Here is a 24,782-nt window from a genome sequence, read left to right as displayed (position 1 = left end):
CCACTCAGGCCTCACGCCTGCGCCGCCTCCACGCTTCACTCAGTTCAACCCAGAGAGGCCCCACTTCTATTCCTTCTTCCTGGGCGAGTCTGCGCCGCGTCCGTCGCCGGGCACGGACGAGGAAGACGACCCCGATGCCGATGATCACGTACTGGATGGCGAACGCCCACCGGAACGAATCCAGCGCATAGAGGTCCGACGGCTGACCGGCCGCGACATGAAGATCGTTCTCGAGGTCGAGCGTCACACCGATGAGGAACATCATCACGAAGCTGGCGAGGAATCCCCCGACATTGACGATTCCGTTGGCCGATCCGAGGCTGTGCAGCGGATTTGAGGTCCTGGCGAAGTCGAAGCCGATGAGCGAGCCCGGTCCCCCGATGCCGATGGCAACGAGCAGCAGGATGAGAAGCCAGAACGGCGGCGGCCCCGGCCAGAGCAGAACGGTGGCCCAGGCGAGACCCATCATCGCGACGATGGCGAGGACGAGGTTGCTTCTCCTCAGCGGGAAGCGCGCAGTGAGCAGACCGAGGATCGGGCCGGAGATGAGTCCTGCGACGACCATGACGATGAGGAGGCCGGCCGCCACGCCGGGATCGATCCCCAGACCGTAGACCATGAAAGGAAAACCCCACATGAGACTGAAGACGGTGCCGGAGGACTGGGTCACGAAATGCGACCAGAAGCCGAGCTGCGTGCCCGGCCGCTGGAGGCTGACACGGAGCAGCCGGATGGACTCCCCCCATGTGGCCGGGCGCGGCCCCTCGCGGGAACCGACGGGCCGATCGGTGATGACGGCGACGATCCCGACGAGTGCGACAACGGACAGGGACGCGGCACTGAGGAACGCGGTCGTCCACCCGGACTGGTGGAGGATCAGCGCGAACGGGATAGCCGACAAAACCTGGCCCAGCTGGCCGATGTTGCCGATCCACTGGGAGAGCTGCGGCACGAGGCGCCCGGTGAACCACGAACTCGTGAGGCGGATGAGGGAGGTGAAGATCGTCGCGTCGCCGGCACCGACCAGGATGCGCCCGATGACGGCGATGCCGATCGTCGGCGCCAGGGCGACCGTGACCTGGCCCGCGATCATCAGCACAGTGCCGACCGTCATCAGCCAGCGCGACCCGACCCGGTCGATCAGGACACCCACCGGAATCTGCATCGCCGCATAGACGATCAGCTGCACCACAGCAAGCGTCGACAGGACGGATGCCGTGCTGTGGAAACGCTCGGTGGCCGCAACACCGGCGACACCGATGGTGGTGCGCTGCATGACAGCGACCAGATAGCCGAACACCCCCACCGCGAAGATCAGCCAGGACCGTCGCGAGTTCACTCTTAGAAGGCTAGTATGCCGAGCGAGCAGGGTACGTCGCTCACCGCTTGCGCGCGACGATGAACGCCTGCGGGACCCTCTCACTCGCGTCGGGTTCTCTGACGAGACGCGCATCCACCGTGAGTCCCGCGTGGGCCAGGAGCCCAGTGACGGACTCGGGCGACAGCCGCCACGCGTCCAGGCTGATCGCGTGACCGTACGCGTGCTCGATCCGCCGCCGCTCGTCGCCGACCTGGAAGGCAAGGAGGATGCGGCCGCCGGGAGCGAGGACGCGTGCGAACTCCTCGAAGACGACCAGAAGCTCAGGAGGCGGCGTGTGGATGATCGAGTACCACGCCACCGCTCCGGCGAGCGACCCGGTATCCCGTTCGAGAGCCGTCATCGTACCCACGTCGAACCGGAGGTCGGGATGCGCGGCGCGGGCCACCGCGACCATGCCGGGCGACAGGTCGACACCGAAGGCGTCGAGGCCGAGACCGTGCAGGTGCGCGGTGATCCGCCCAGGACCGCACCCGAGGTCCGCGACCGGCCCGCCGCCGTCGGCGAGCACGAGTTCGGCGAAGGTCGCGAGCATCGCACGGTCCCAGGGCTTGACCGCCAGCTCGTCCTTCAGGAGCTCCGCGTAGTCGACCGCGACCGTATCGTAGGCTGTGCGGGCGGCATCGAGAAAGGACGAGTCGTCCATCCTGCTAGCGCGACTGACCGTTCTCGTCGTCGCCGTGGCGACGGAAGGCGAGGAAGTTCTCGAGCTCCTGGGCGATCTCGTCGGCCGACGGCAGCTCGCCGTCCTCGTCGGTCAGCGGGGACCGGAGCTGCGTGTCCTGCATATAGCTGTCGTGCCGTTCCTCGAGCGCGCCGACCAGCCGGCCGAGCTCCGGATTGGAGGCGACCTGCTCGTCGATGTTGGCGACGAAGTCGCGATCCTCCTGGCGCAAGCGATCGGTGGGGAAGATCAGGCCGGTCGCGGCGCTGATGCTCTCGAGTGCGGTGATGGCCGCTGCCGGATATTCGGTGTCGGCCAGGTAGTGCGGGATGAGGAGGATGAAACCCGCGATCGGGTAGGCCAACTGCTGGAGACGGTACTCGACGAGATGAAGGGCATTCGCCGGGACCTGCGTGTGCGGTTTCCAGATCGACATCGCATCGATCAGGTCGGCCCGGTTCCCACTGACCGTCACGCCGATCGGCCGCGTGTGCGGAACCGGCATCGGGATGGAGTGCACCCACGTGACGCCCTTGACCTTCAGCGAATCGATCAGGCCGAGGACCGCCCTGCTGAACCGCTCCCACTGGAAATCGGGTTCGAACCCGGTGAGGAGAAGGAACGGCTGGCGGAGCTCGTCATATGCGAGGTAGAGCTTCAGCGTCGCCGGCTCATAGTCGGTGAGGTGATCCTGGTCGAAGTAGATCGTGGGGCGCCGGGCCCGGTAGTCGAGGAGGATGTCAGCGTCGAAGGTCGCAACCACCTCGTGGTCGAGCGTGCCGAGAAGATAGGTGCCCAGCTGGGTGACGCCCGCCCCTGCGTCGGCGAAACCGGTCAGGCCCGCGATCAGGTTCAACCCCTCCGGGACCTCGCGGAGGTCCGGATTGAGTTCGTAGAGGTCGGCTGGGTCCTGCATGATTCAACTCTAAACGGCGGCTGCTTGAGCATTGCCGGGAACCGCCCGGCAGGGCGCACGCCGAGAGCGAACACCGTGCAGCGACTACATTCGAACCATGACTGTGCCAGCCCTCGCCTTCTCCGCATCCCTCCCCTCCAGCAGCGACATCGATGTGGTGGTGATCGGCGCGACGGTCACGAACGGGTCCGCGGCGGTGGTCGCGGCATCCGGTTTCGAAGCCATTGCCGGCCAGCTCGACGCGATCGGCTTCGGCGGAGGGAAGGACGAGCTCGTCCGCCTTCCGCGTAGCGCCGGCGAAGCCCCGGTCGCAGTGATCGGGATGCCCGCCGAGCCCAACGAGGATGCGTTGCGGTACGCGGCCGGGTCTGCCATCCGCCAGCTCGCCGGCTTCAGGCGCGTAGCGATCGCCATCCCATTCGGAGGAGACGCCGAAGCGGGTGCGCTGCTGGAGGGGGCTGCCCTGGGGACGTACTCGTTCACCGCCTACCGGGTGTCGTCGGCCGCCACGGTGAAGGAACCGGTCTCGTCCGTGACGCTCGTGGGGTCGGTGACGGATGGGGATGCCCTGGTCGCGCACGGGACGGCAGTCGCCGAGGCCGTCGCCCTCGTCAAGGACCTGGTGAACACTCCCCCACTCGACCTGTATCCCGCGTCGCTCGCGCAGGCGGCGCAGGAGAGCAGCACCGGCCTCCCGGTCGACGTGACGATCTGGGATGAGGACGCTCTGGAGGCAGAGGGCTTCGGAGGCATCCTCGGTGTGGGGCAGGGTTCGAGCCGGGGACCTCGGCTCGTCAAGGTCGCGTATGCACCATCAGGCGCACGAAAGCATCTCGCCCTCGTGGGCAAAGGCATCACCTTCGACACAGGCGGCCTGTCGCTGAAGCCGCCGACCGGGATGGTCGGCATGAAGTACGACATGACCGGTGCGGCCACCGTCCTCGCGGTCACGCTGGCGGCAGCCCGGCTCGCACTGCCGGTGCGGGTCACCGCGTGGCTCTGCATCGCGGAGAACATGCCGTCCGGCACCGCGATCCGCCCGAACGACGTGCTGCGTATCCGCGGCGGCAAGACGGTGGAGGTGCTGAACACCGACGCCGAAGGCCGCCTGGTGATGGCGGACGGCCTCGTGGCTGCGAGTGAAGAGCACCCGGACGCCATCGTGGATGTCGCGACCCTGACCGGCGCCGCCATGGTCGCCCTCGGCACGCGCTACGCCGCCGTCATGGGCGACGACGACTTCGTCGGCCGCGTCGTCGACGCCTCTGCCGCCACCGGCGAACTGTTCTGGCCGATGCCGCTTCCCGGCGAGCTGCGCGCGACGATCAACTCCGATATCGCCGACATCGCCAATGCGAATCCGGGCAACACGGCGGGTGGTGCGCTGCTGGCCGGCGTGTTCCTCCAGGAGTTCGTGGGGACCAACGGTGAAGGCGACGATGCTGCGCGCATCCCGTGGGCGCACCTCGACATCGCCGGGCCCGCGAAGGGTCCGTCGGCGCCGTACGGTTTCACCGGCAAGGGTCCGTCCGCCGTCAGCGTACGCGCGCTCATCCGTCTGGCCGAGGACTTTTCGCGACAGTAGTAAGGTCGTAGAGGCAAGAAATTCTTGCCTTTCAACGCCTGCCCTCGAGTTACCACTTCCGGGCAGGGTCGTGTCACGAATCCTGATGCGCGAGGGAGTAGCTGGGTGTCTGAGCAGAACTTTGACATTGTGGTGCTCGGCGGTGGGAGCGGAGGCTACGCGGCAGCATTGCGCGCGAGCGAGCTCGGTTTCACCGTTGGCATGATCGAGAAGGACAAGGTCGGAGGCACCTGTCTACACCGGGGTTGCATCCCCACCAAGGCCCTGCTTCACGCGGCCGAGGTCGCCGATTACTCGCGTGAGTCCTCCAAGTACGGGATCAACACGACGTTCGAGGGCATCGACATCGCCGGCGTGACGACGTACCGCGAGAGCATCGTCGCCAAGAAGTACAAGGGGCTCCAGGGCCTGGTCAAGGCTCGTGGCATCACGGTCATCGAAGGCACCGGCCGGTTGATCTCGCCCACCACCGTCCAGGTCGGCGAGGACACCATCGTCGGAAAGAACGTCATCCTCGCGACGGGCTCGTACTCGCGCTCGCTTCCCGGTCTTGAGATCGGCGGCCGCGTGATCACGAGCGAGCAGGCGCTCGAGCTCGACTTCGTGCCGAAGAAGGTCGCCGTGCTCGGCGGCGGCGTCATCGGCGTCGAGTTCGCGAGCGTCTGGAAGTCGTTCGGCGCAGAGGTGTCCATCATCGAGGCCCTGCCGCACCTCGTCCCGAACGAGGACGAGGCCATCAGCAAGTCGCTCGAGCGCGCATTCCGCCGCAGGGGAATCGACTTCCGGCTCGGCGTGCGGTTCCAGGGCGTCACCCAGAACGATGACGGCGTCGTCGTCACTCTGGAGAACGGCGACACGGTCGAAGCCGAGCTCCTGCTCGTAGCAGTGGGCCGTGGCCCGTCGACGGCCAACCTCGGCTACGAAGAGGTCGGCGTCACGATGGACCGCGGGTTCGTCATCACGAACGAGCGCCTCGCCACGAACATCCCGGGTGTCTACGCAGTCGGCGACATCGTCCCCGGCCTGCAGCTCGCACACCGCGGCTTCCAGCAGGGAATCTTCGTCGCCGAGGAGATCGCGGGTCTCAACCCTGTCGTCATCCCCGACGTGAACATCCCGAAGGTCACGTACTGCGACCCCGAGGTCGCGAGCGTGGGACTGAGCGAAGCACGTGCTGTCGAGCAGTACGGCGCGGACAACGTGTCGAGCTACGACTACAGCCTCGCCGGCAACGGCAAGAGCGAGATCATCGGAACCTCCGGTTCGGTGAAGGTCGTGCGCGTCAACGACGGCCCTGTCGTCGGAGTGCACATGATCGGCGCCCGCGTCGGCGAGCTCATCGGCGAAGCCCAGCTCGCCGTGAACTGGGAGGCATACCCCGAGGACATCGCCCCGCTGGTTCACGCGCACCCCACGCAGAACGAGTCTCTCGGCGAGGCGTTCCTGTACCTCGCGGGCAAGCCGCTCCACACCCTGTAATCCCGCGCCTCGAGCGCAGGACCTGCAATAAGCTACTGAACGAGAATTGGTTTTGAAGGAGACAACGTCATGAGCGAATCCGTCAGCCTCCCGGCACTCGGTGAGAGTGTCACGGAAGGCACGGTCACCCGCTGGTTGAAGAACGTAGGGGACCGTGTCGAGGTCGACGAGCCCCTGCTCGAGGTATCGACCGACAAGGTCGACACCGAGATCCCCTCCCCTGTGGCAGGTGTGATCGAGGCGATCCTCGTGCAGGAGGACGAGACCGTCGAGGTCGGCACTGCGCTCGTCACGATCGGCGACGGATCCGGCGGAGGCGAGGCTCCGGCGGCACCTGCCACCGAGGCCGCTCCTGCTCAAGCGCCCGCTGCCGAGGCTGTGCCGGCTGAGGCTCCTGCGCCAGAGGCCGCTCCGGAGGCACCTGCGGCACCAGCTGCGCCCGAGGCTGTGGCGCCGGTCGCCGAGGCTCCTGCGGCACAAGCTGCGCCCGCCGTTGCCGAAGAATCGGCCCAGCCACCCGTGGCCGAGGCTCCTGCGGCGCCTGCTGAACCCGTCGCCGCACCGGCCCCAGTTACTGCGGTCTCTGCCGCGCCTGCCGAGCCCGTCGCCGCTCCCGAGCCTGTTGCTGCCGCCCCGGCAGCCGAGGCCGCCCCGGTTGAGGCTCCCGTCGCAGCGACTGCTCCGGCCGCAGCGCCGACGGGCTCGCACGTCGGGTCCGGCTACGTCACCCCGATCGTCCGCAAACTGGCCAACCAGCAGGGTGTGGACCTCTCGAACGTCACGGGTACCGGTGTCGGCGGTCGTATCCGCAAGCAGGACATTCTCGACGCCGGAGCCCCTGCGGCTCCCGCGACGGAAGCTTCTGCAGCTGCGCCCGCCGCAGTGGAGGTCTCTCCGCTCCGCGGCACGACGCAGCCGATGTCCCGCCTGCGCAAGGTCGTCGCAGAGCGCGCCGTGCTCTCCATGCAGTCGTCGGCCCAGCTGACCACCGTGGTCGAGGTCGATGTGACCAAGGTGGCTGCGCTCCGCGACCGCGTGAAGGCCGACTTCGTGGCGAAGACGGGGGTGAAGCTCTCCTTCCTCCCGTTCTTCGGACTCGCAGCAGCCGAGGCGCTGAAGGCATACCCGGTCATCAACGCGACCATCGACGGTGATTCGATCGTCTACCCCGACCACGAGAACATCTCGATAGCGGTCGACACCGAGCGTGGCCTCCTCACGCCGGTCGTCCGCAACGCCGGCGACCTCGACATCGCCGGTCTCGCCCGCGAGATCGCCGACCTCGCCGAGCGGACGCGCGAGAACCGGCTCAAGCCGGATGAGCTGGCCGGTGGGACCTTCACGCTGACGAACACGGGCTCCCGCGGCGCGCTGTTCGACACGCCGGTGGTGTTCCTTCCGCAGGTCGCGATCCTCGGAACGGGCATCGTCTCCAAGAAGCCGGTCGTCGTTACCGCCGATGGCTCGGACTCGATCGCGATCCGCTCGATCGTCTACCTGGCTCTTTCGTACGATCACCGCATCGTCGACGGCGCCGACGCTGCACGCTTCCTGGTCGCGGTGAAGAACCGCCTCGAGGGCGGCGCATTCGAAGCGAACCTCGGAATCTAGTTCCGGTCTAGTTCTCGAAGAGCTCTCGTAGCCTCCAACCGGCCTCGCCCCTGACGATCAGGAGCGAGGCCGGTTTCGACTTTGCGGAAGGCTCTGTCTTCTCGCCGGGAGCTCGAGGTGTCAGCGCGAGGAGCGCGGCGTCTCCCATCCGCTCGACGAGGGACAGCTCGTAGTCGCTATAGTCACGCCTGCGCGCGGCGCCGTCGGGCGCACCGGCACGGAGGGCTGCACGGTCGGCCTGGTCGATCGCCGACCCCGGCTGGAGAACCGCTTCGAGGCAGTCCGGTGCGTTCGTCGGGGCTGAGAAACACGACAGTCGGGCTCGGAGAAGCTGCGCCCCGGCATCGACAGGGTCGTCCGCGGGAGCAGCAACGGTTGCGCCAGGCTCGGTGTCGCCGCGAGTCGGCTCGGGTAAGTCGACAGCGCTGGAGGACGCCATCGTGGCCCTCTGGTCAGTCGAGGCAGTGCGGTCTGCGGTGGAGAGCGCCTGCCCGCCCGTCTGCGGTTCGTTGACCGCGACGAGGACGACCGCGACCGCGAGAGCAATGCACCCCGCCGAATAGCCGACGAGCTTCCGCTTCTCGCGAAGCCGGCGCCACACCTCGCCATCTGAGAGTCGCCCGAGCAGCGAGCGCCCCAACCCGGCTACAGTCCGCCGGGTAGGCGCGCCACCACTGTCGTCGGATTCCCGGACTCGAGGCTGCCCGAACTCCACAGGTGAGGTCGCGAGCAGCACTGGTTCCGGTCGCGCAATACCGAACATCCGGGCCTCGAGCCGATCCCAGCCGGCGGCATCCATCGCGTCAGGAAGCGTCGCTCGCGCCATGCCCGCCAGTTCCCCCGCTCCGGAGACGATCACCGGATCGCCGACAGCCTGGCTGAGGAGGCGCACGATCTCCTGGAACCCATCCGTGTCGGGCACGCTGCGCGCTCCTGCCGACGGTCCTGTCGCGCCGATGCCTGCGCCTCCGAGCGGCACCGCATGCGACAGGCCGATCACCACCGGCCTGCCATCGGCCGCGAACATGACTTTCGACGCTGAGAGGGATCCGTGCGCATACCCCGCCTCGTGGAACGCCCGAAGCGCACGCATCACGGAGATCAGAATCGTGGCCGCTTCCCCGACACGGAGGAACTGCCTCCGGAGCAGGAGTTCGGCCAGGGTACCGCCGGGGAGGTGCTCGAGCAGGAGCGTCGATGTCCCCGGCTCGGGAACGCTCAGCAGGGCCACGATGTGCGGCGACCTGGCGGCGGCCAGCACCCTGTCCTCGCGTGCCGGTCGAGCATCCTGTGCATCGAAACGGGCCACCTTCAAAGCGGCCCGAGCGGTGTCGAGCGGACCGTATGGGTCCGTGTCGTGCGGCACGACGAGCGATACGCGGGATGTCCCTCCGTCACCGAGGTCGCGAAGGACCCGCAGCCCTGCCCTGACCGCCACAGAATCGACGCGGGCTTCCAGCCGGGTCTCCGTATCCTGTGCTTCCCGCTTGCGCCGACGTGCTCTCATCCCTCCACTCCAGTCCACGAGTTCGGCCGCGTCGTGCAATGGGAACGGAACAGTGGACAACAGCCTTCGCGCCAAGCGTGTGAACGAGTCCCGAGACCCAGGTGACAGAATTGTTGTACTCAGTCCATTTACTCAGCAATGACTCATGGATGCACTTAGACTGAGTCGGTGATCGACTTCGTCGCCACGGGGCTAAGCGCCAACTCCGTGCCGTATCTCGAGGCCCTTCAGCAGCAGCGCGATCTTCACGCTGCCGTCGTTGCGGGCCGGGCGCCAGACACCGTCATCCTTCTCGAGCACCCGTCCGTGTACACCGCGGGCAAACGCACCGAGCACTCCGAGCGCCCGACGGACGGCACGCCCGTCATCGACGTCGACCGCGGCGGCAAGATCACGTGGCACGGGCCAGGTCAGCTCGTCGGCTACCCGATCCTGCACCTCGCCGAACCGATCGACGTCGTGGGCTACGTGCGCCGGCTCGAGGGCCTGCTCATAGACGTGCTCGCGACGCTCGGCGTTCCGGGCGTCCAGGTCGAAGGACGGTCGGGCGTGTGGATCGTCGGGGACGGACCGGACCGCAAGATCGCGGCGATCGGCATCCGCGTCGCCGAAGGGGTGACGATGCACGGCTTCGCGCTGAACTGCTCGAACGGCTTCGAGGCCTATGAGCACATCGTCGCCTGCGGGATCCGAGACGCCGGGGTGACGTCGATCTCCGAGGTGCTCGGACGATCGGTGACGCCCACCGACGTCGTACCGCTCGTCGAGGAGGCGTTCGCGCGCGTCTTCGGCGGCGCGGAACTGGAGACCGTCGCATGACGGCGGCCCCGGACGGACGTCGGATGCTCCGGCTCGAGGTGCGCAATGCGCAGACACCCATCGAGCGCAAACCGGAGTGGATCAAGACGAAAGCCAGGATGGGACCGGAGTTCCGCCAGTTGCAGGCACTCGTCAAGAGCGAGGAACTCCACACGGTGTGCCAGGAGGCCGGCTGCCCGAACATCTACGAGTGCTGGGAGGACCGCGAGGCCACCTTCCTGATCGGCGGCTCGCAGTGCACGAGGCGATGCGACTTCTGCCAGATCGACACGGGCAAACCCGCCGAGTACGACACGGATGAGCCCCGCCGGGTCGCGGAGTCCGTCGCGCAGATGAACCTTCGGTACGCCACCGTCACCGGCGTGGCCCGGGACGACCTGGCGGACGAGGGATCCTGGCTGTACGCGGAGACCATCCGGGAGATCCACCGCCAGAGCCCGGGTACCGGGGTCGAGATCCTCGTCCCCGATTTCTCGGGAAACCCGGACTACCTCGGTGAGGTCTTCAGCGCTCATCCCGAAGTCTTCGCCCACAACGTCGAGACCGTCCCACGCATCTTCAAGCGCATCCGGCCCGCCTTCCGCTACGACCGTTCCCTCGATGTGATCACGCAGGGGCGGGACGCCGGCCTGATCACGAAATCCAACCTCATCCTCGGCATGGGTGAAGAGCGCGCCGAGGTCAGCCAGGCGCTTCAGGACCTCCACGATGCGGGGACCGACATCATCACGATCACGCAGTACCTGCGTCCGAGCCCGCGGCACCTGCCGGTTGCGCGCTGGGTACACCCGGAGGAATTCGTCGAGCTGAAGCACGAAGCAGAGGCGATCGGTTTTCTCGGCGTACTCGCAGGTCCGCTCGTCCGGTCGTCGTACCGCGCAGGCCGTCTGTGGGCGCAGTCGATGCTGGCAAAGGGCCGCGAAGTGCCGGAGGGCCTCCGGCATCTGGCGGATGCGTCGCTCGGCTTCGCGCAGGCCGTCTCCTGAGCGCGAACGCGGTCACGATACGCCCGATCGAGTCGGTATCCTAGACATCATGGCACGCAGCAAGGACACGTCCGCGACGAAGGAACCAGGCCGTCTCAAGCAGATGTGGCAGGTCTTCCAGATGACCCGTCGCTACGACTCGCGGGCGCTGCTCTACATCGTCGGCGGTTTCGCCCTGCCGATCATCGCCGGCATCCTCCTTGCGATCTTCCTGTCCGACGGCAGCGTCTTCACCATGGTGCTGTGGATCGTCGCCGGCGTGCTGGCGGGTGTGCTGCTCGCGCTGATCATCCTGGGTCGACGCGCGGAACGCGCAGCGTACTCGCAGATCGAGGGCCAACCGGGTGCCGTCGGCGCCGTGCTGCGGAGTTCCCTGCGCAAGAGCTGGCGCGGTTCTGAGATGCCGGTGGCCGTCAACGGCAAGACCCACGACGCGGTCTATCGCGCGGTAGGGCGTGGAGGCGTCGTGCTCATCAGCGAAGGCCCCAAGTCGCGGACGTCACGCATGGTCGACGAGGAGCGCCGTCGTGTGACGCGCGTGCTTCCCAACGTGCCGCTGACCACCATCAGTGTCGGACCCGACGCCGACTCCGTACCGCTGCACAAGGTTCCCCGAGCTCTCACGCGCATCAAGCCGACGCTGACCAAGGCGGAGGTCATGGCCATCAGCAACCGGCTGAGCTCGCTCGGAAGCCCGATGCCGATCCCGAAGGGCGTCGACCCGCTCAAGGTGCGCCCGCAGCGCTCCCGCTGACGCGCATCCGCAACTGGGTGTCAGAGCCGGAGCAGAACCGTTCCGGCGATCTTGTCGTGGAATCCTCGCTGGTCCGAATCCCACACCAGGGCAGGCACCACGAGCGCGAGAAGCAGTGTGCGCACGACCGGGCGCCACACGCCGATCCAGCCGCCCTTGAGGGCGACGACACGCAGACCCAACAGCCGGTGTCCGACGCTGCCGCCGATCGTCGGGATGAACACGATCTGCATCAGGACGAAGATGCCGAGATTCGCCCACGCGTCGTTGTGGAAGAAGGGCAGACCCACGAGGATGGCGAGTCCCCAGTCGATCACCAGGGCGATGATGCGCCTGCCAGGGCGGGCGACAGACCCGCGTCCCTCATCGGGGAAACCGAGACGCTCCCCCGGAAAACGGCTGGGAGCCATGTCCCCGAAGCGGGCGGGCTGGGTGTTCTGGCTTGGCACCCCCTGAGTTTACCGGGCATGGGCAGGCGTAACATGTTCGAAACATTAGCGACACCGCAGGGAAACCACCTCCCCCTACCCTCAGAGAGCGGGCCGCAGGTGCGGTCTGTCCCGTTCCAAGCCATTGGGAGTCCTCCGTATGTTCCGTGATTCTTCCGAGGTGCTCAAGTTCATCAAGGACACTGACGTCAAGTTCCTCGATATCCGCTTCACCGACCTTCCCGGTGTCCAGCAGCACTTCAACATCCCCGCCTCGACCGTTGATGAAGAGTTCTTCTCTGTCGGCCAGTTGTTCGACGGCTCGTCCATCCGCGGTTTCGCGTCGATCCACGAGTCGGACATGCAGCTCATCCCCGACGTCTCCACCGCCTACATCGACCCGTTCCGTGTCGAGCGCACCCTGATCATGGTGTTCGACATCTACAACCCGCGCAACGGCGAGATCTACGCGAAGGACCCTCGTCAGGTCGCGAAGAAGGCCGAGAAGTACCTGGCCTCCACGGGGATCGCGGACACGGCGTTCTTCGCCCCGGAGGCCGAGTTCTACATCTTCGACGATGTCCGTTACGAGGTGAAGCAGAACTCGAGCTTCTACTCGGTGGACTCTGAAGAAGGCGCCTGGAACTCCGGCCGCGAGGAAGAGGGCGGAAACCTCGCCAACAAGACCCCGTTCAAGGGCGGGTACTTCCCGGTCAGCCCCGTGGACAAGCAGGCGGACCTGCGTGACGACATTTCGCTGAAACTGATCGACGCCGGACTGATCCTCGAGCGCGCACACCACGAGGTGGGCACCGGCGGACAGGCCGAAATCAACTACCGCTTCGACACGATGGTGCACGCGGCGGACGACATCCTGAAGTTCAAGTACATCGTCAAGAACACGGCGAACCAGTGGGGCAAGACGGCGACGTTCATGCCGAAGCCGCTGTTCGGCGACAACGGCTCCGGGATGCACACCCACCAGTCCCTGTGGAACGACGGCAAGCCCCTCTTCTACGACGAGGCCGGCTACGGCGGCCTGTCGGACATCGCCCGCTGGTACATCGGCGGCCTTCTCGCCCACGCGCCTGCGGTCCTCGCCTTCACGAACCCGACGGTGAACTCCTACCACCGTCTCGTCCCGGGCTTCGAGGCGCCGGTCAACCTGGTCTACTCGGCGGGCAACCGCTCCGCATCGATCCGTATTCCGATCACGGGCACGAACCCGAAGGCGAAGCGCATCGAGTTCCGCGCACCGGATGCATCGGGCAACCCCTACCTCGCCTTCGCCGCTCAGCTCATGGCAGGCCTCGACGGAATCAAGAACCGCATCGAGCCGCACGAGCCGGTCGACAAGGACCTCTACGAACTGCCGCCCGAGGAGGCCAAGAGCATCCCGCAGGTGCCCGGGACCCTCGCCGAGGTGCTCGACGCTCTTGAGGCCGACCACGACTTCCTGCTCGCAGGCAACGTGTTCACCCCGGAACTCATCGAGACGTGGATCGACTACAAGCGCGAGAAGGAGATCAAGCCGCTCGCGCAGCGTCCGCACCCGTTCGAGTACGAGCTCTACTACGGCGTGTAGTCGCACTGACGAAACGCGAGGCCCCGGTCAGGATTCCTGCCCGGGGCCTCGCGTTGTCAGGCTTTGCGCGGCAGCCCCAGGAAGTTCACCAGGATCTCCTCCCAGTTCTGGGCTGTGCCCGTGAACGTGCCGTCCTCGGAGTTCGACTGGATGTCGTAGAACTCGCCGGTGCGGGTGATCAGCACCTCGTAGTCCGCGTCGCCGTCGACCGTTACGGTCATCGTGTCGCCATCCACCTGGGTCAGGGTGTACGTGGCGTCAGCGGTCTTCCACTCGGTGGTCGACCCCGAATCAAGCGGCAGCACGGGCGGGGTCGCTGCGTCGGGGTCGAGCGGTCTGAGGACGAAGGTCACGGGCTGGTCTTCGCTCGCGTCCTCTTCCGGAAGGTCCAACGGCGGGTCGTAGATCATGCCGTCGGGGAAGATCACGAGACGTGGAAGGGTGTCCACCACTCGCGCGTCGTGGTCAGGCCGGCCCTCGAACGAGATCACGTAAGTCATGTCCGCACTCTATCCGGGGTGGTGCGCCGACGGCGAGAGTCCTCATCACGCCGTCGATGGTGTGGGGCGATCCACTTTCCCGTAGAAGGAGCGCTCGAAGACAGCCCTGGCCCGGCGCGTCACCGCGAGGTAGTCCTGCTCCAGTGCGCTGGCGGAGCCTGGCGGGTACTCGAGAAGGCGGGCGACGCCGTCGAGCTGCACCCTGTCGACCGGAAGCACATCCGCCGTCTTGTTCGACCAGAGGGTCATTGCCGATCGGGCGCGCGATGCGAAGATCCACGCATCGCGGAGCCGCTCGGCGTCTGCGTCCGGAACCAGCTCGGATCGTGCTGCCACAGCCAGAGCCTCGAGCGTCGACGTGGTGCGAAGAGCGGGGATCTCGGCGGCGTGCTCGAGCTGGATGAGTTGCACGAACCATTCGACATCGCTCAGCGATCCTCGTCCGAGTTTGAGGTGCCGTGTTGGATCTGCTCCCTGCGGAAGCCTCTCGTTCTCCACGCGGGCCTTGATCCGACGGACTTCGCGGACCGCTTGCTCACTGATCGCCACGGGATAGCGCACCTCGTCGGCGAGGGCGGTGAAGTCGTCGAGGAGCGCCGCGTCCCCGGCCACGCTCCGGGCACGCAGCAGCGCCTGCGCCTCCCAGGTGAGGGACCAGCGCTCGTAGTACGCCCGATACGAGTCGAGGGAACGAACGGATGGCCCGTTCTTGCCTTCGGGGCGGAGACCGATGTCGAGGTCGAGGGGCAGCCGATTGTCCTCGGTGAGGCGGCCGAGCTCGCTGACGAACGCCTTCGCCGTGGTGTGTGCCGCGTCGAGGTCGGATCCAGTGGCGCGGAAGACATAGACGACGTCAGCATCCGAACCGAAACCGAGTTCGCGGCCGCCGAACCGCCCCATGCCGATCACGGCGAACTCGATGCTTCTGCCGTCCGCGCGTTCCTGTCGGATCGCTTCGAGGACGCCGGCGATGACGTTCTCGGTGATGTCGGTGAGGCCCTGAGCAAGCTCGTCGACAGTGCAGAAGCCCAGGATGGCCGAGAACGCCAGGCGCAGAATCTCGCGTCTCCGCGCAGCCCTCAAGGCGGCGGCCGCCGCCTCCGCTGAGGAGTGGCGCGCGAGGATGGCCCTGGTCTCCTCATGGAGGAGAACAGCGGGCCTCGGCCGGAGCTCCTCCTCCGACTCCAGCCAGGCCACGGACTCGGGGATGCCGCCGAGCAGCTCTCCAGCGAACCGGGAACCGGACAGCACGCGCGTGAGTCGCTGCGCGGCTCCCGATGCGTCGCGAAGCATCCGGAGGAACCAGTGGGTGGAGCCGAGGTCCTCACTGAGGCGTCGGAATGTGAGCAGCCCGTAATCCGGGTCGGCCCCATCGGCGAACCACTGAAGCAGGACAGGGATCAGCGTGCGCTGGATCGCTGCGCGCCGTGAGACACCACCGGTGAGGGCGCCGATATGCACCAGGGCGCCCCGTGGATCGCGGAACCCGATGGCGGCAAGGCGAGCTTCGGCCTGCGCACTGGTCAGGTTGAGCTCTTCATTCGGAAGGGCTGCGACCGCGCTCAGCAATGGACGGTAGAAGAGCCGCTCGTGCAGTCCGCGGACTCGGTGTTTGATCGCAAGCCACCGCTCCTCGAGCTCCCCAGCCCCGGAAGCGAGACCCGTGGCACGTGCCAGAACGCGCACGTCGCCTTCGTCCCGTGGCATCAGATGCGTGCGCCGCAGGTACCGGAGCTGTAGCCGGTGCTCCATCAGGCGCAGCGTACGGTAGTCGCGCGAGAAGTCGGCCGACTCCACCCGCCCGATATACCCCTGCGCCGCCAGGGCCGACAGTGCGGGGAGGGTGCCGGCTTGACGCACCCGATCGTCGAGCTGGCCGTGAACGAGCTGCAGCAGCTGCACAGTGAACTCGATGTCGCGCAGTCCTCCGGGCCCGAGCTTGAGCTGGTACTCCACCTCGTCGTCAGGGATGTGGTCTGTGACGCGTTCGCGCATCCGCTGAACGGACTCGACGAAGTTCTCGCGCGACGCACTCGCCCAGACCTTCGGAGCGAGCGCGGCGATGTAACGATCGCCGAGACCTGCGTCTCCGGCGAGAGGACGCGCCTTCAGCAGCGCCTGGAACTCCCAGCCCTTCGCCCACCGGTCGTAATAGGCGACGTGGGACTCGAGAGTGCGCACGAGCGCGCCGTCCTTGCCTTCCGGACGGAGGTTCGGATCGACTTCCCACAGGCCCGGCTCGAGTGCCGGAGCGTCGACTCCGCGCATCGTGACGACGGCGAGCCTGGTCGCTATGTCGACTGCGCGGCCCGAGGACAGCCCGGCCTCGTCGTCGCCGTCGGCGACGAAGATCACGTCAACGTCGCTGACATAGTTGAGCTCGCGGGCGCCGGCCTTGCCCATCCCGATCACCGCGAACCGGGTGGCACGGACTTCGGCCTCGGGGAACCGGCCCGGGCCGGAACCGCTCGACATGCGGCGGGCGACTGTGAGCGAGGCGTCGATCGCCGCAGCCGCAAGGTCGGACAGGGTAGCTGCGACCGCATCGAGTCCGTCGACCGGGTCAGCCTGTTCGAGGTCGTAGCTCGCGATCTGGGCGAGCCTCCGCCGGTAACGCACGCGCAGTCGCGTCCAGGCCTCCTCGTCGACGACGTCAGCGAATCCCTCTGAAGCGCCGACCGCGCGAAGCAGGTCCGCGCGGAGTTCGTCGGCCGACGGCAGCGCCTCGACGGGCCGGGCCAGGCACGCCAACTCGCCGGGCTGCCTCACAAAGAACTCGGCGAGTCCGCTCGACGCACCGATGACACGGAGGATGCGCTGGGCGTCGGAGGAGCGTTCGAAGAACGGGCGGACAGTGTCGGGCACCCGACGCAGAAGCGTTAGCGCCTCGTTGAGCGCGGCATCCGGCTCAGCCGATACCGCGACGTTCTCGAGCAGCGTCTCGCTCGGAAGCCCCGAGAGTCGGGACAGCTCCTCGAGGCGCTCCCCTGCTTTGCTCAGATCGACGAAGCCGGCCCGCGCCAGCGAGGTCAGGGTGAGCTGTTCGCGCTTCATCGAACTGAGTGCCGGAAGAGGGTGTTACAGGATTTCGAGGTTCGTTCGAAGCTCGTACGGCGTCACCTGCGCACGGTAGGCATGCCATTCCTGCCGTTTGTTGAGCAGAACGTAATTGAAGACCTGCTCGCCCAGCGTCTCGGCCACCAGTTCTGACTCTTCCATCAGCTGGATGGCGTGGTCGAGGCTGGCCGGGAGTTGGTTGTAGCCGAGGGCCCGCCGCTCGGCGTCGCTGAGGGCCCAGACGTTGTTCTCGGCCTCTGGCGGAAGCTCGTAGCCTTGTTCGATGCCCTTCAGCCCGGCGGCGAGCATGAGGGAGAACGACAGGTAGGGGTTGGCCGCAGAATCGATCGCGCGGTATTCGACGCGGGAGCTCTGGCCCTTGTTCGGCTTATAGAGCGGAACGCGAACGAGGGCGGAACGGTTGTTGTGACCCCAGCAGACGAAACTCGGGGCCTCGTCGCCGCCCCAGAGGCGCTTGTACGAATTGACGAACTGGTTCGTCACGGCCGTGATCTCCGGCGCGTGACGCAGGAGACCGGCGATGAACTGGCGCCCGATCTTCGAGAGCTGGTATTCGGCGCCCGCTTCGAAGAAGGCGTTGGTGTCGCCCTCGAAGAGCGACATGTGCGTGTGCATTCCCGACCCGGGCTGTCCGGACAACGGCTTCGGCATGAAGGTCGCGTACACGCCCTGCTCGATCGCCACCTCCTTGATCACCGTGCGGAACGTCATGATGTTGTCGGCCGTCGTCAGCGCATCCGCGTACCGGAGGTCGATCTCGTTCTGGCCAGGGCCCGCCTCGTGGTGGCTGAACTCGACGGAGATGCCCAGGTCTTCGAGCATGCGCACCGAGCGCCGGCGGAAGTCGTGTGCGGTGCCTCCCGGCACGTTGTCGAAGTAGCCCGCCGAGTCCACGGGGTCGGGCCCCTCCGGCCCGAACTGGGACGACTTGAGCAGGTAGAACTCGATCTCGGGGTGCGTATAGAACGTGAACCCGCGATCTGCGGCTTTCTCGAGCGTCCGCTTAAGGACGTTGCGGGGATCCGACACCGACGGCTGGCCGTCGGGAGTCGTGATGTCGCAGAACATTCGGGCCGTAGGGTCGACCTCGCCGCGCCAGGGAAGAATCTGGAACGTCGTGGGGTCGGGATGCGCGAGGAGATCGGACTCGAACGCCCGCGTCAGGCCCTCGATCGCGGAGCCGTCGAACCCGAGGCCCTCGGCGAATGCCCCCTCGACCTCCGCCGGTGCAATCGCGACGGACTTCAGTGTGCCGACGACATCGGTGAACCACAGCCGCACGAACTTGATGCCACGTTCCTCGATCGTGCGAAGAACGAAGTCGCGCTGCTTGTCCATCCTGCCCCTTTCGTCAGCCCTCCTAGGTTACTGGTTGCGGGCCCGGAATCGTGCCGAACCGCGGCACCTGTGGATCGTTAGACTGAGCGCATGTCAGAGCTCTCACCGGGTCCATCGTTCCCCGATCTGAAGCGGGTGCGCACGAGGCATTTCCAGGCCGCGAAAGACCAGGGCATCAAGATCACCGGTCTCACCAGCTACGACCAGCTCACGGCACAGATCTTCGACGCGGCGGGCATCGACTTCCTTCTGGTGGGCGACTCGGCGGGCAACAACGTCCTCGGTTACGAGACGACACTTCCTGTGACGATCGACGAGCTGATTCCGCTCACACGTGCGGTCGCGGGCTCGGTGAAGCGCGCCTTCGTGATCGCCGACATGCCATTCGGATCGTACGAGACCGGTGCCCTGGAGGCGCTCCACACGGCCATCCGCTTCATGAAGGAGACGGGCGCGCACGCCGTCAAGCTCGAGGGAGGCGTGAGGAGCGCCGAACAGATCGGACGCATCGTCGACGCGGGCATCCCGGTGATGGCGCACATCGGCTTCACGCCGCAGAGCGAGCACGGGCTGGGGGGGCACATCATCCAGGGCCGGGGCGCGGGCGCGGAGCAGTTGCTCGCGGATGCTCATGCCGTGGAGGATGCGGGAGCCTTCGCGGTCGTCATGGAGATGGTGCCGGCGGAGGTGGCCGCACGCGTGACCGCCGAGTTGCGCATCCCGACCATCGGTGTCGGCGCCGGACCCCACGTGGACGGCCAGCTGCTCGTCTGGACCGACTGGGCAGGCTTCAGCACCGGGCGCATCCCCAAATTCGTGAAGCAGTACGCGGACCTCAAAGGCGTTCTCTCGAACGCTGCGGCCGCGTTCAAGGCCGACGTCGAAGGTGGCACGTACCCCGGGCCCGAGCACTCCTACGAATAGTCCGAAGGCCCGCCGGCGACGCCAGCGCTAGCGATCCTCGCGGGCGTCCTCTTCGGCCCACTTCGCGCTGTTCTCGCGGAGCTTCTCGAGGGCGTGCTCCGCCTCGACGCGGGTGTCGAACGGCCCGACGCGGTCCGGTGAGGGCGAGATGAAACCCTGTTCCACCGCGCCCGTCTTCATGTTGTACCAGTAGCGATGTTCGGCATCCTGGGTGATGCCGTGGTTGTTCTCGGCGGTCATAAGCTTGATCCTATGCCCAAGGATTCCGCCGGTCATCTTGTTCCCGGCCTCGTCTCCCCGACGCGGGCCGTTCCCGCGAGCATTCCGCGGCCGGAATACGTCGGGCGCCCGGGGCCGACGCCGTCCACCCGCGGCGACGTATACAGCCCGGGCGAGATCGAACTGATCCGGGAGTCCGGGCGCATCGCGGCAGAGGCGATCGAACTCGTCGGAGCCGCCGTGAGCCCCGGCATCACGACCGACGAACTCGACGCGATCGGACATGAGTTCCTCATCGCGAACGGCGCCTACCCGTCGACCCTCGGCTACCGCGGCTACCCGAAATCGATCTGCACGTCGGTGAACGAGGTCATCTGCCATGGCATCCCCGACGACACCGTGCTCGACGACGGAGACATCGTCAACATCGACATCACCGCATTCAAGAACGGGTTCCACGGCGACAGCAACCAGACCTTCATCGCCGGCACCGCATCCGAGGCGGTTGGCCACCTCGTCGAGCGAACCAGGGAAGCGCTCAACCGTGGCATCAAGGCGGTCGCGCCCGGTCGCCAGGTGAACGTCGTCGGCCGGGCGATCGAGTCGTACGCCAAGCGCTTCGGCTATGGGGTCGTCCGGGACTTCACCGGACACGGTGTTGGCGCCTCGTTCCACTCGGGCCTGATCATCCCCCACTACGACTCGGCGCCCGTCTACGACACCGAGATGCAGGTCGGGATGGTGTTCACCATCGAGCCGATGCTGACCCTCGGCACTCACGAATGGGACATCTGGGCCGATGACTGGACGGTCACAACGCGTGACAAGAGCATCACGGCGCAGTTCGAGCACACCCTCGTCGTCACCGAACGGGGCGCCGACGTCCTCACGCTGGCCTAGAGAGTAGATTTTCGGGTATGGGCTCGCAGACGACCGCAATCGGGATCGACATCGGCGGAACGGGGATCAAAGGGGGACTCGTCGACCTGACGACCGGCGAACTCATCAGCGACCGGGTGAAGCTCCCGACGCCCGAGGGAGGCAAGCCGGACGACATCGTCGAAACGACGAAGGAGATCGTGTTCCGGCTGGCCGCCCAGGACCCGTCCGCGCCCGTCGGTGTCACTTTCCCTGCGATCGTCAAACACGGCATCACGATGTCCGCCGCCAACGTGTCCAAGAAATGGATCGGTCTGGAGGCGGAAAAGCTCTTCGAGTCGGCGATCGGACGCGACATCCACTTCGTGAACGATGCAGACGCGGCGGGGTATGCGGAGTCCCGGTTCGGTGCAGCCAGAGACAAGCAGGGTCTCATCATCCTGACGACCCTCGGAACGGGCATCGGGTCGGCGCTGATCTACAACGGCGTCCTCATCCCGAACGCGGAACTCGGCCACCTCGAGATCGATGGCGCGGATGCCGAGTCGCGCGCCTCGTACGCGGCCAAGGAACGCGAGGACCTCAGTTGGGCGAGCTGGGCGAAACGCCTGCAGCGCTACTACTCCCACGTCGAGTTCCTGTTCACCCCCGACCTGTTCATCGTCGGCGGTGGAGTCTCGAAGAACTACCAGGAATTCATGCCGCTTCTCGACCTGAAGACGCCGATGGTCCCTGCCGTGCACCGCAACAATGCGGGCATCCTCGGGGCGGCCGCGCTGGCAGGTCCCGGCGCCCCCTAGTGCCGGAGTCCGGATGAGCCGTGGACGGCTTCGGGTCATGCTGGGCGCAGCACCGGGCGTCGGCAAGACGTTCGCCATGCTCGAAGAAGGTCATCGCCTCAGCGGACTCGGCAAAGATGTCGTCGTCGCGGTCGTCGAGACGCACGGCCGCTCCGCCACCGCTTCGCTGCTCGCTGGTCTCGAAGTCGTGCCCCGCCAGCTCGTGGCGCATCGCGGGATCGAGCTCACCGAACTCGACCTCGATGGGGTCCTCGCCCGTCGGCCGCAGCTGGCACTGGTCGACGAACTCGCCCACACCAACGCACCCGGATCCGTCAACCAGAAGCGGTGGCAGGATGTCGAAGCGATGCTCGACGCCGGCATCGACGTCATGTCGACGGTGAACATCCAGCACATCGAGTCTCTCAACGACGTCGTCGAACAGATCACCGGGGTACCCCAGCGCGAAACGATCCCGGACGCGGTGGTGCGCGCCGCAGACCAGATCGAGCTGGTCGACCTTGCCCCCGAGGCGTTGCGAACCAGGCTGTCCGATGGCGAGGTCTACCCGGCGACCCGGATCGACGCTGCGCTGTCCAACTACTTCCGGCTCGGCAACCTGACCGCCCTCCGCGAGCTGGCACTCCTCTGGCTTGCCGACGAGGTCGACAGCGCCCTCCAGCAGTACCGGGCGGAGCACGGGATCGAGCGCACCTGGGAGGCACGGGAGCGGGTCGTCGTCGCGCTGACCGGGGGACGCGAAGGCGAGACCCTGATCCGCCGCGGGGCACGCATCGCCGCACGGTCGTCCGGCGGCGAGCTCTTCGCCGTCCATGTCACCAGCCAGGACGGACTGCGCGAGGGCAGCCCCGGCGCGCTCACGGCACAGCGGTCGCTCGTCGAAGAGCTGGGCGGCAGCTATCACCAGGTCGTCGGCGACGACATCCCGAGGGCACTCGTCGACTTCGCGCGCGCATCCAACGCCACACAGCTCGTCATCGGGGTGAGCAGGCGGAGCCGGCTGGGAGCCCTGCTGACCGGTCCTGGGATCGGATCGACGGTCATCCGCGAGTCCGGTGACATCGACGTGCACATCGTGTCGCATCCGGCGGCCGGCGGTGGCTTCGCCCTCCCCCGCCTCGGTGGCGGTCTCACCATACGCAGACGCGTCAACGGTTTCGCTCTCGCCCTCATCGGCGGCCCCCTGCTGACCCTGCTCCTGGTCTCGCTTCGCACGCCCGAATCGATGACGGCGGATGTTCTCTGCTACCAGCTGCTCGTCGTCCTCGTCGCGTTGGTCGGCGGCATCTGGCCGGCTCTGTTCGCAGCATTGCTGTCCGGCATCACCCTCGACTATTTCTTCGTCGAGCCCCTGTACACGATCACCATCAGTGAGCCGTTGCATCTGCTCGCACTGCTGCTCTTCCTCGTCATCGCCGCGCTCGTGAGCCTTGTCGTCGACCAGGCGGCGCGCCGCAGCCGGGCGGCACAACGCGCGGCAGCCGAAGCGGAACTGCTCGCCACCGTCGCCAGCGGAGTGATCCGGGGAGAGGATGCCCTGAAGGAACTCGTCACCCGCACGCGCGAGGCGTTCGGGCTGGCCGGCGTTCGCCTGCTTTCCCACGGCGAAGTGATCTATTCCGAGGGCGAGCCGGCCGACGAGAGCCACACCCACTCGATCCCGGTCGGCGACCGCGGCAGCCTCGAGCTATCGGGCCGAGATCTCCCCGCAGCCGATCGGCGCCTGCTCTCCGTGATCGTCAGTCAGCTGGATGCGGCGCTCGAACATCGGGAGCTGGCTGCGACGGCGAGCGAGTTGGCACCGCTTGCGGAAGCCGATCGCGTACGCAGCGCGCTCCTCGCGGCTGTCGGCCACGATCTGCGCCGTCCGCTCGCTGCAGCAACCGCGGCCGTCACGTCCCTCCGCTCGACCGATGTCGCATGGTCCGAGGATGATCGGGACGCGCTCCTGGAGACCGCCGAAGAAAGCCTTCGGAGCCTGGCGGACCTCGTCACCAACCTGCTGGATGTGAGCAGACTGGAGGCGGGGGTTCTCGCTGTTTCGCTGGCGCCTGCCGACATCGATGACCTCATGCCGCCGGTGCTCGACGAGCTTGGCCTCGGCCCCGCCGATGTCGAGCTCGACCTCCCGGCCGAACTCCCGCCTGTCCTGGCCGACGCCGTCCTGCTGCAACGGGTCCTCGTGAACCTGCTCACCAACGCCATCCGGTTCAGCCCTGCGGGATCGCGGCCGGTGTTCGGCGCGAGCGAATTCGGCGGGCGGGTGGAGGTCCGCATCATCGATCATGGACCGGGAATCCCGGAGAGCCGTCGCGATGCGGTCTTCGTCCCGTTCCAGCGGCTGGGAGACACGGACAACACGACAGGGGTGGGGCTCGGGCTGGCCCTCTCGAAAGGATTCGTCGAAGGGATGGGCGGAACGCTCGACACCGAAGACACACCGGGCGGCGGTCTGACCATGGTGGTATCGCTGCCCGTCGCTCGTGAAGACGGCTCCCCGGCAGTCGATGCGGATGAGCCACGATGAGAATATTGATCGCCGACGACGATCCCCAGATCCTCCGGGCATTGCGCATCATGCTGACGGCCCGGGGATACGAGGTGACGGTTGCGCGGACCGGTGCTGAGGCGCTCAACCAGGCCGTGGAGCACCATCCTGAACTGGTGATCCTCGACCTCGGGATGCCGGAACTGAACGGCATCGAAGTGATCGAGGGCCTCCGCGGATGGACGCAGGTGCCGATCCTCGTCGTGTCCGGCCGCACGGGGTCGACCGACAAAGTGGACGCTCTGGATGCGGGAGCCGACGACTACGTGACCAAGCCGTTCGCCGCCGATGAACTGCTTGCGCGCATCCGGGCAGTGACCAGGCGGTCGCCGACCGTCGCCGACGAACCGGTCGTGACGTTCGGCCCGATCACGGTCGACCTCGCAGCACGCCAGGTCGAACGGACCACCGCGACGGGCACGGAGGCGGTGCGCCTCACGCCGACGGAATGGCAGATCCTCGAGGTGCTCCTTCGGAATCCGCGCCGGCTGGTCACGCGGCAGTCACTTCTCACCGAAGTGTGGGGACCCCAGTACACCAGCGACACCGGCTATCTGCGCCTCTACCTCGCCCAGCTGCGCAAGAAGCTCGAACCGGAGCCGTCGCGGCCGCGCTACCTGCTGACCGAGCCCGGCATGGGCTACCGTTTCGTGCCCGACCCCGACTGACAACCAATCGCGCGAGCCCCGAGGAGCATGGGCCGGCATGGTGCGAAGCGGCGGCGCGACAGCAGGCACTTATAGCCGGCCCAACCACCGAAGGTGAATGGGCCGCTCGCGCCGCA

General features: G+C 66.9%; 21 protein-coding genes. 12 read left to right on the top strand and 9 right to left on the bottom strand.

What is annotated here, in order from left to right; all coding sequences use genetic code 11:
- Window positions 1-4 precede the first annotated feature (4 nt).
- The 3 genes from ACV7NN_RS01340 to ACV7NN_RS01330 are packed head-to-tail and all read right to left on the bottom strand — an operon-like array spanning window position 5 to window position 2,958.
- Window positions 5-1,339, bottom strand: a complete 1,335-nt coding sequence (locus tag ACV7NN_RS01340) for an MFS transporter (RefSeq protein ID WP_463347799.1) — start codon at window positions 1,337-1,339, stop codon at window positions 5-7.
- Window positions 1,340-1,379: 40 nt separating this feature from the next.
- Window positions 1,380-2,024: a class I SAM-dependent DNA methyltransferase gene (locus tag ACV7NN_RS01335; RefSeq protein ID WP_463347798.1), complete on the bottom strand. Its 645-nt coding sequence runs from the start codon at window positions 2,022-2,024 to the stop codon at window positions 1,380-1,382.
- A 4-nt stretch (window positions 2,025-2,028) separates the two neighbouring features.
- Window positions 2,029-2,958 carry a proteasome assembly chaperone family protein gene (locus ACV7NN_RS01330; protein ID WP_463347797.1) on the bottom strand — a complete coding sequence of 310 codons (930 nt, stop codon included), beginning with the start codon at window positions 2,956-2,958 and terminating at the stop codon, window positions 2,029-2,031.
- Window positions 2,959-3,055: 97 nt separating this feature from the next.
- Here ACV7NN_RS01330 and ACV7NN_RS01325 point away from each other — a divergent pair, with 97 nt between their 5' ends.
- The 3 genes from ACV7NN_RS01325 (at window position 3,056) to sucB (ending at window position 7,633) form a co-directional block, all read left to right on the top strand.
- Window positions 3,056-4,543, top strand: coding sequence for a leucyl aminopeptidase (locus ACV7NN_RS01325; protein WP_463347796.1), 1,488 nt, complete (start codon window positions 3,056-3,058; stop codon window positions 4,541-4,543).
- A gap of 105 nt (window positions 4,544-4,648) precedes the next feature.
- Window positions 4,649-6,022 (top strand): dihydrolipoyl dehydrogenase, encoded by a 1,374-nt coding sequence (lpdA, locus tag ACV7NN_RS01320; RefSeq protein WP_463347795.1) that lies wholly within the window; start codon window positions 4,649-4,651, stop codon window positions 6,020-6,022.
- Window positions 6,023-6,091: 69 nt separating this feature from the next.
- Window positions 6,092-7,633, top strand: a complete 1,542-nt coding sequence (gene sucB, locus ACV7NN_RS01315; protein ID WP_463347794.1) for a 2-oxoglutarate dehydrogenase, E2 component, dihydrolipoamide succinyltransferase — start codon at window positions 6,092-6,094, stop codon at window positions 7,631-7,633.
- A 7-nt stretch (window positions 7,634-7,640) separates the two neighbouring features.
- Here the strand turns inward: sucB and ACV7NN_RS01310 are convergent, their stop codons facing one another.
- Complete coding sequence (locus ACV7NN_RS01310; RefSeq protein WP_463347793.1) at window positions 7,641-9,140, bottom strand: protein kinase domain-containing protein; 1,500 nt, start codon at window positions 9,138-9,140, stop codon at window positions 7,641-7,643.
- Window positions 9,141-9,308: 168 nt separating this feature from the next.
- On the opposite strand from ACV7NN_RS01310, the gene lipB reads away from it, so the two are divergent.
- The 3 genes from lipB to ACV7NN_RS01295 are packed head-to-tail and all read left to right on the top strand — an operon-like array spanning window position 9,309 to window position 11,699.
- The gene (gene lipB, locus ACV7NN_RS01305) at window positions 9,309-9,959 is read left to right on the top strand and encodes a lipoyl(octanoyl) transferase LipB (protein WP_463347792.1); all 651 of its coding nucleotides are present in this window, start codon (window positions 9,309-9,311) and stop codon (window positions 9,957-9,959) included.
- Window positions 9,956-10,945 (top strand): lipoyl synthase, encoded by a 990-nt coding sequence (lipA, locus tag ACV7NN_RS01300; RefSeq protein ID WP_463347791.1) that lies wholly within the window; start codon window positions 9,956-9,958, stop codon window positions 10,943-10,945. The genes lipB and lipA overlap by 4 nt, the downstream gene beginning before the upstream one ends.
- A gap of 49 nt (window positions 10,946-10,994) precedes the next feature.
- Window positions 10,995-11,699: a DUF4191 domain-containing protein gene (locus ACV7NN_RS01295; protein WP_463347790.1), complete on the top strand. Its 705-nt coding sequence runs from the start codon at window positions 10,995-10,997 to the stop codon at window positions 11,697-11,699.
- A gap of 20 nt (window positions 11,700-11,719) precedes the next feature.
- Here the strand turns inward: ACV7NN_RS01295 and ACV7NN_RS01290 are convergent, their stop codons facing one another.
- A complete protein-coding gene (locus ACV7NN_RS01290) occupies window positions 11,720-12,109 on the bottom strand; it encodes an RDD family protein (RefSeq protein ID WP_463351209.1) in 390 nt (129 codons plus the stop codon).
- Between the two features lie 178 nt (window positions 12,110-12,287).
- Between ACV7NN_RS01290 and glnA (ACV7NN_RS01285) the strand changes: the two genes are divergently transcribed.
- Window positions 12,288-13,712, top strand: a complete 1,425-nt coding sequence (gene glnA / locus ACV7NN_RS01285) for a type I glutamate--ammonia ligase (protein WP_463347789.1) — start codon at window positions 12,288-12,290, stop codon at window positions 13,710-13,712.
- A 56-nt stretch (window positions 13,713-13,768) separates the two neighbouring features.
- Here the strand turns inward: glnA (ACV7NN_RS01285) and ACV7NN_RS01280 are convergent, their stop codons facing one another.
- The 3 genes from ACV7NN_RS01280 to glnA (ACV7NN_RS01270) are packed head-to-tail and all read right to left on the bottom strand — an operon-like array spanning window position 13,769 to window position 18,628.
- Window positions 13,769-14,212, bottom strand: a complete 444-nt coding sequence (locus ACV7NN_RS01280) for a hypothetical protein (RefSeq protein WP_463347788.1) — start codon at window positions 14,210-14,212, stop codon at window positions 13,769-13,771.
- A gap of 45 nt (window positions 14,213-14,257) precedes the next feature.
- Window positions 14,258-17,266, bottom strand: a complete 3,009-nt coding sequence (locus tag ACV7NN_RS01275) for a bifunctional [glutamine synthetase] adenylyltransferase/[glutamine synthetase]-adenylyl-L-tyrosine phosphorylase (protein ID WP_463347787.1) — start codon at window positions 17,264-17,266, stop codon at window positions 14,258-14,260.
- Between the two features lie 24 nt (window positions 17,267-17,290).
- Entirely contained in the window at window positions 17,291-18,628 is a 1,338-nt protein-coding gene (glnA, locus tag ACV7NN_RS01270; protein ID WP_463347786.1) for a type I glutamate--ammonia ligase, read from the bottom strand.
- Window positions 18,629-18,718: 90 nt separating this feature from the next.
- Here glnA (ACV7NN_RS01270) and panB point away from each other — a divergent pair, with 90 nt between their 5' ends.
- Entirely contained in the window at window positions 18,719-19,552 is an 834-nt protein-coding gene (gene panB / locus ACV7NN_RS01265; protein ID WP_463347785.1) for a 3-methyl-2-oxobutanoate hydroxymethyltransferase, read from the top strand.
- Between the two features lie 27 nt (window positions 19,553-19,579).
- On the opposite strand, the gene ACV7NN_RS01260 is transcribed toward panB, so the two are convergent.
- Complete coding sequence (locus tag ACV7NN_RS01260) at window positions 19,580-19,792, bottom strand: SPOR domain-containing protein (protein ID WP_463347784.1); 213 nt, start codon at window positions 19,790-19,792, stop codon at window positions 19,580-19,582.
- A gap of 12 nt (window positions 19,793-19,804) precedes the next feature.
- On the opposite strand from ACV7NN_RS01260, the gene map reads away from it, so the two are divergent.
- The 4 genes from map to ACV7NN_RS01240 are packed head-to-tail and all read left to right on the top strand — an operon-like array spanning window position 19,805 to window position 24,666.
- A complete protein-coding gene (map, locus tag ACV7NN_RS01255; protein WP_463347783.1) occupies window positions 19,805-20,671 on the top strand; it encodes a type I methionyl aminopeptidase in 867 nt (288 codons plus the stop codon).
- Between the two features lie 17 nt (window positions 20,672-20,688).
- The gene (ppgK, locus tag ACV7NN_RS01250) at window positions 20,689-21,450 is read left to right on the top strand and encodes a polyphosphate--glucose phosphotransferase (RefSeq protein ID WP_463347782.1); all 762 of its coding nucleotides are present in this window, start codon (window positions 20,689-20,691) and stop codon (window positions 21,448-21,450) included.
- Between the two features lie 13 nt (window positions 21,451-21,463).
- A complete protein-coding gene (locus ACV7NN_RS01245; RefSeq protein ID WP_463347781.1) occupies window positions 21,464-23,977 on the top strand; it encodes a DUF4118 domain-containing protein in 2,514 nt (837 codons plus the stop codon).
- Window positions 23,974-24,666, top strand: a complete 693-nt coding sequence (locus ACV7NN_RS01240) for a response regulator (RefSeq protein WP_463347780.1) — start codon at window positions 23,974-23,976, stop codon at window positions 24,664-24,666. The genes ACV7NN_RS01245 and ACV7NN_RS01240 overlap by 4 nt, the downstream gene beginning before the upstream one ends.
- Window positions 24,667-24,782: the final 116 nt, after the last annotated feature.

It is taken from the genome of Leifsonia sp. Ger2509 (assembly GCF_055231915.1).
This window is presented reverse-complemented; position numbering and strand designations above follow the sequence as displayed.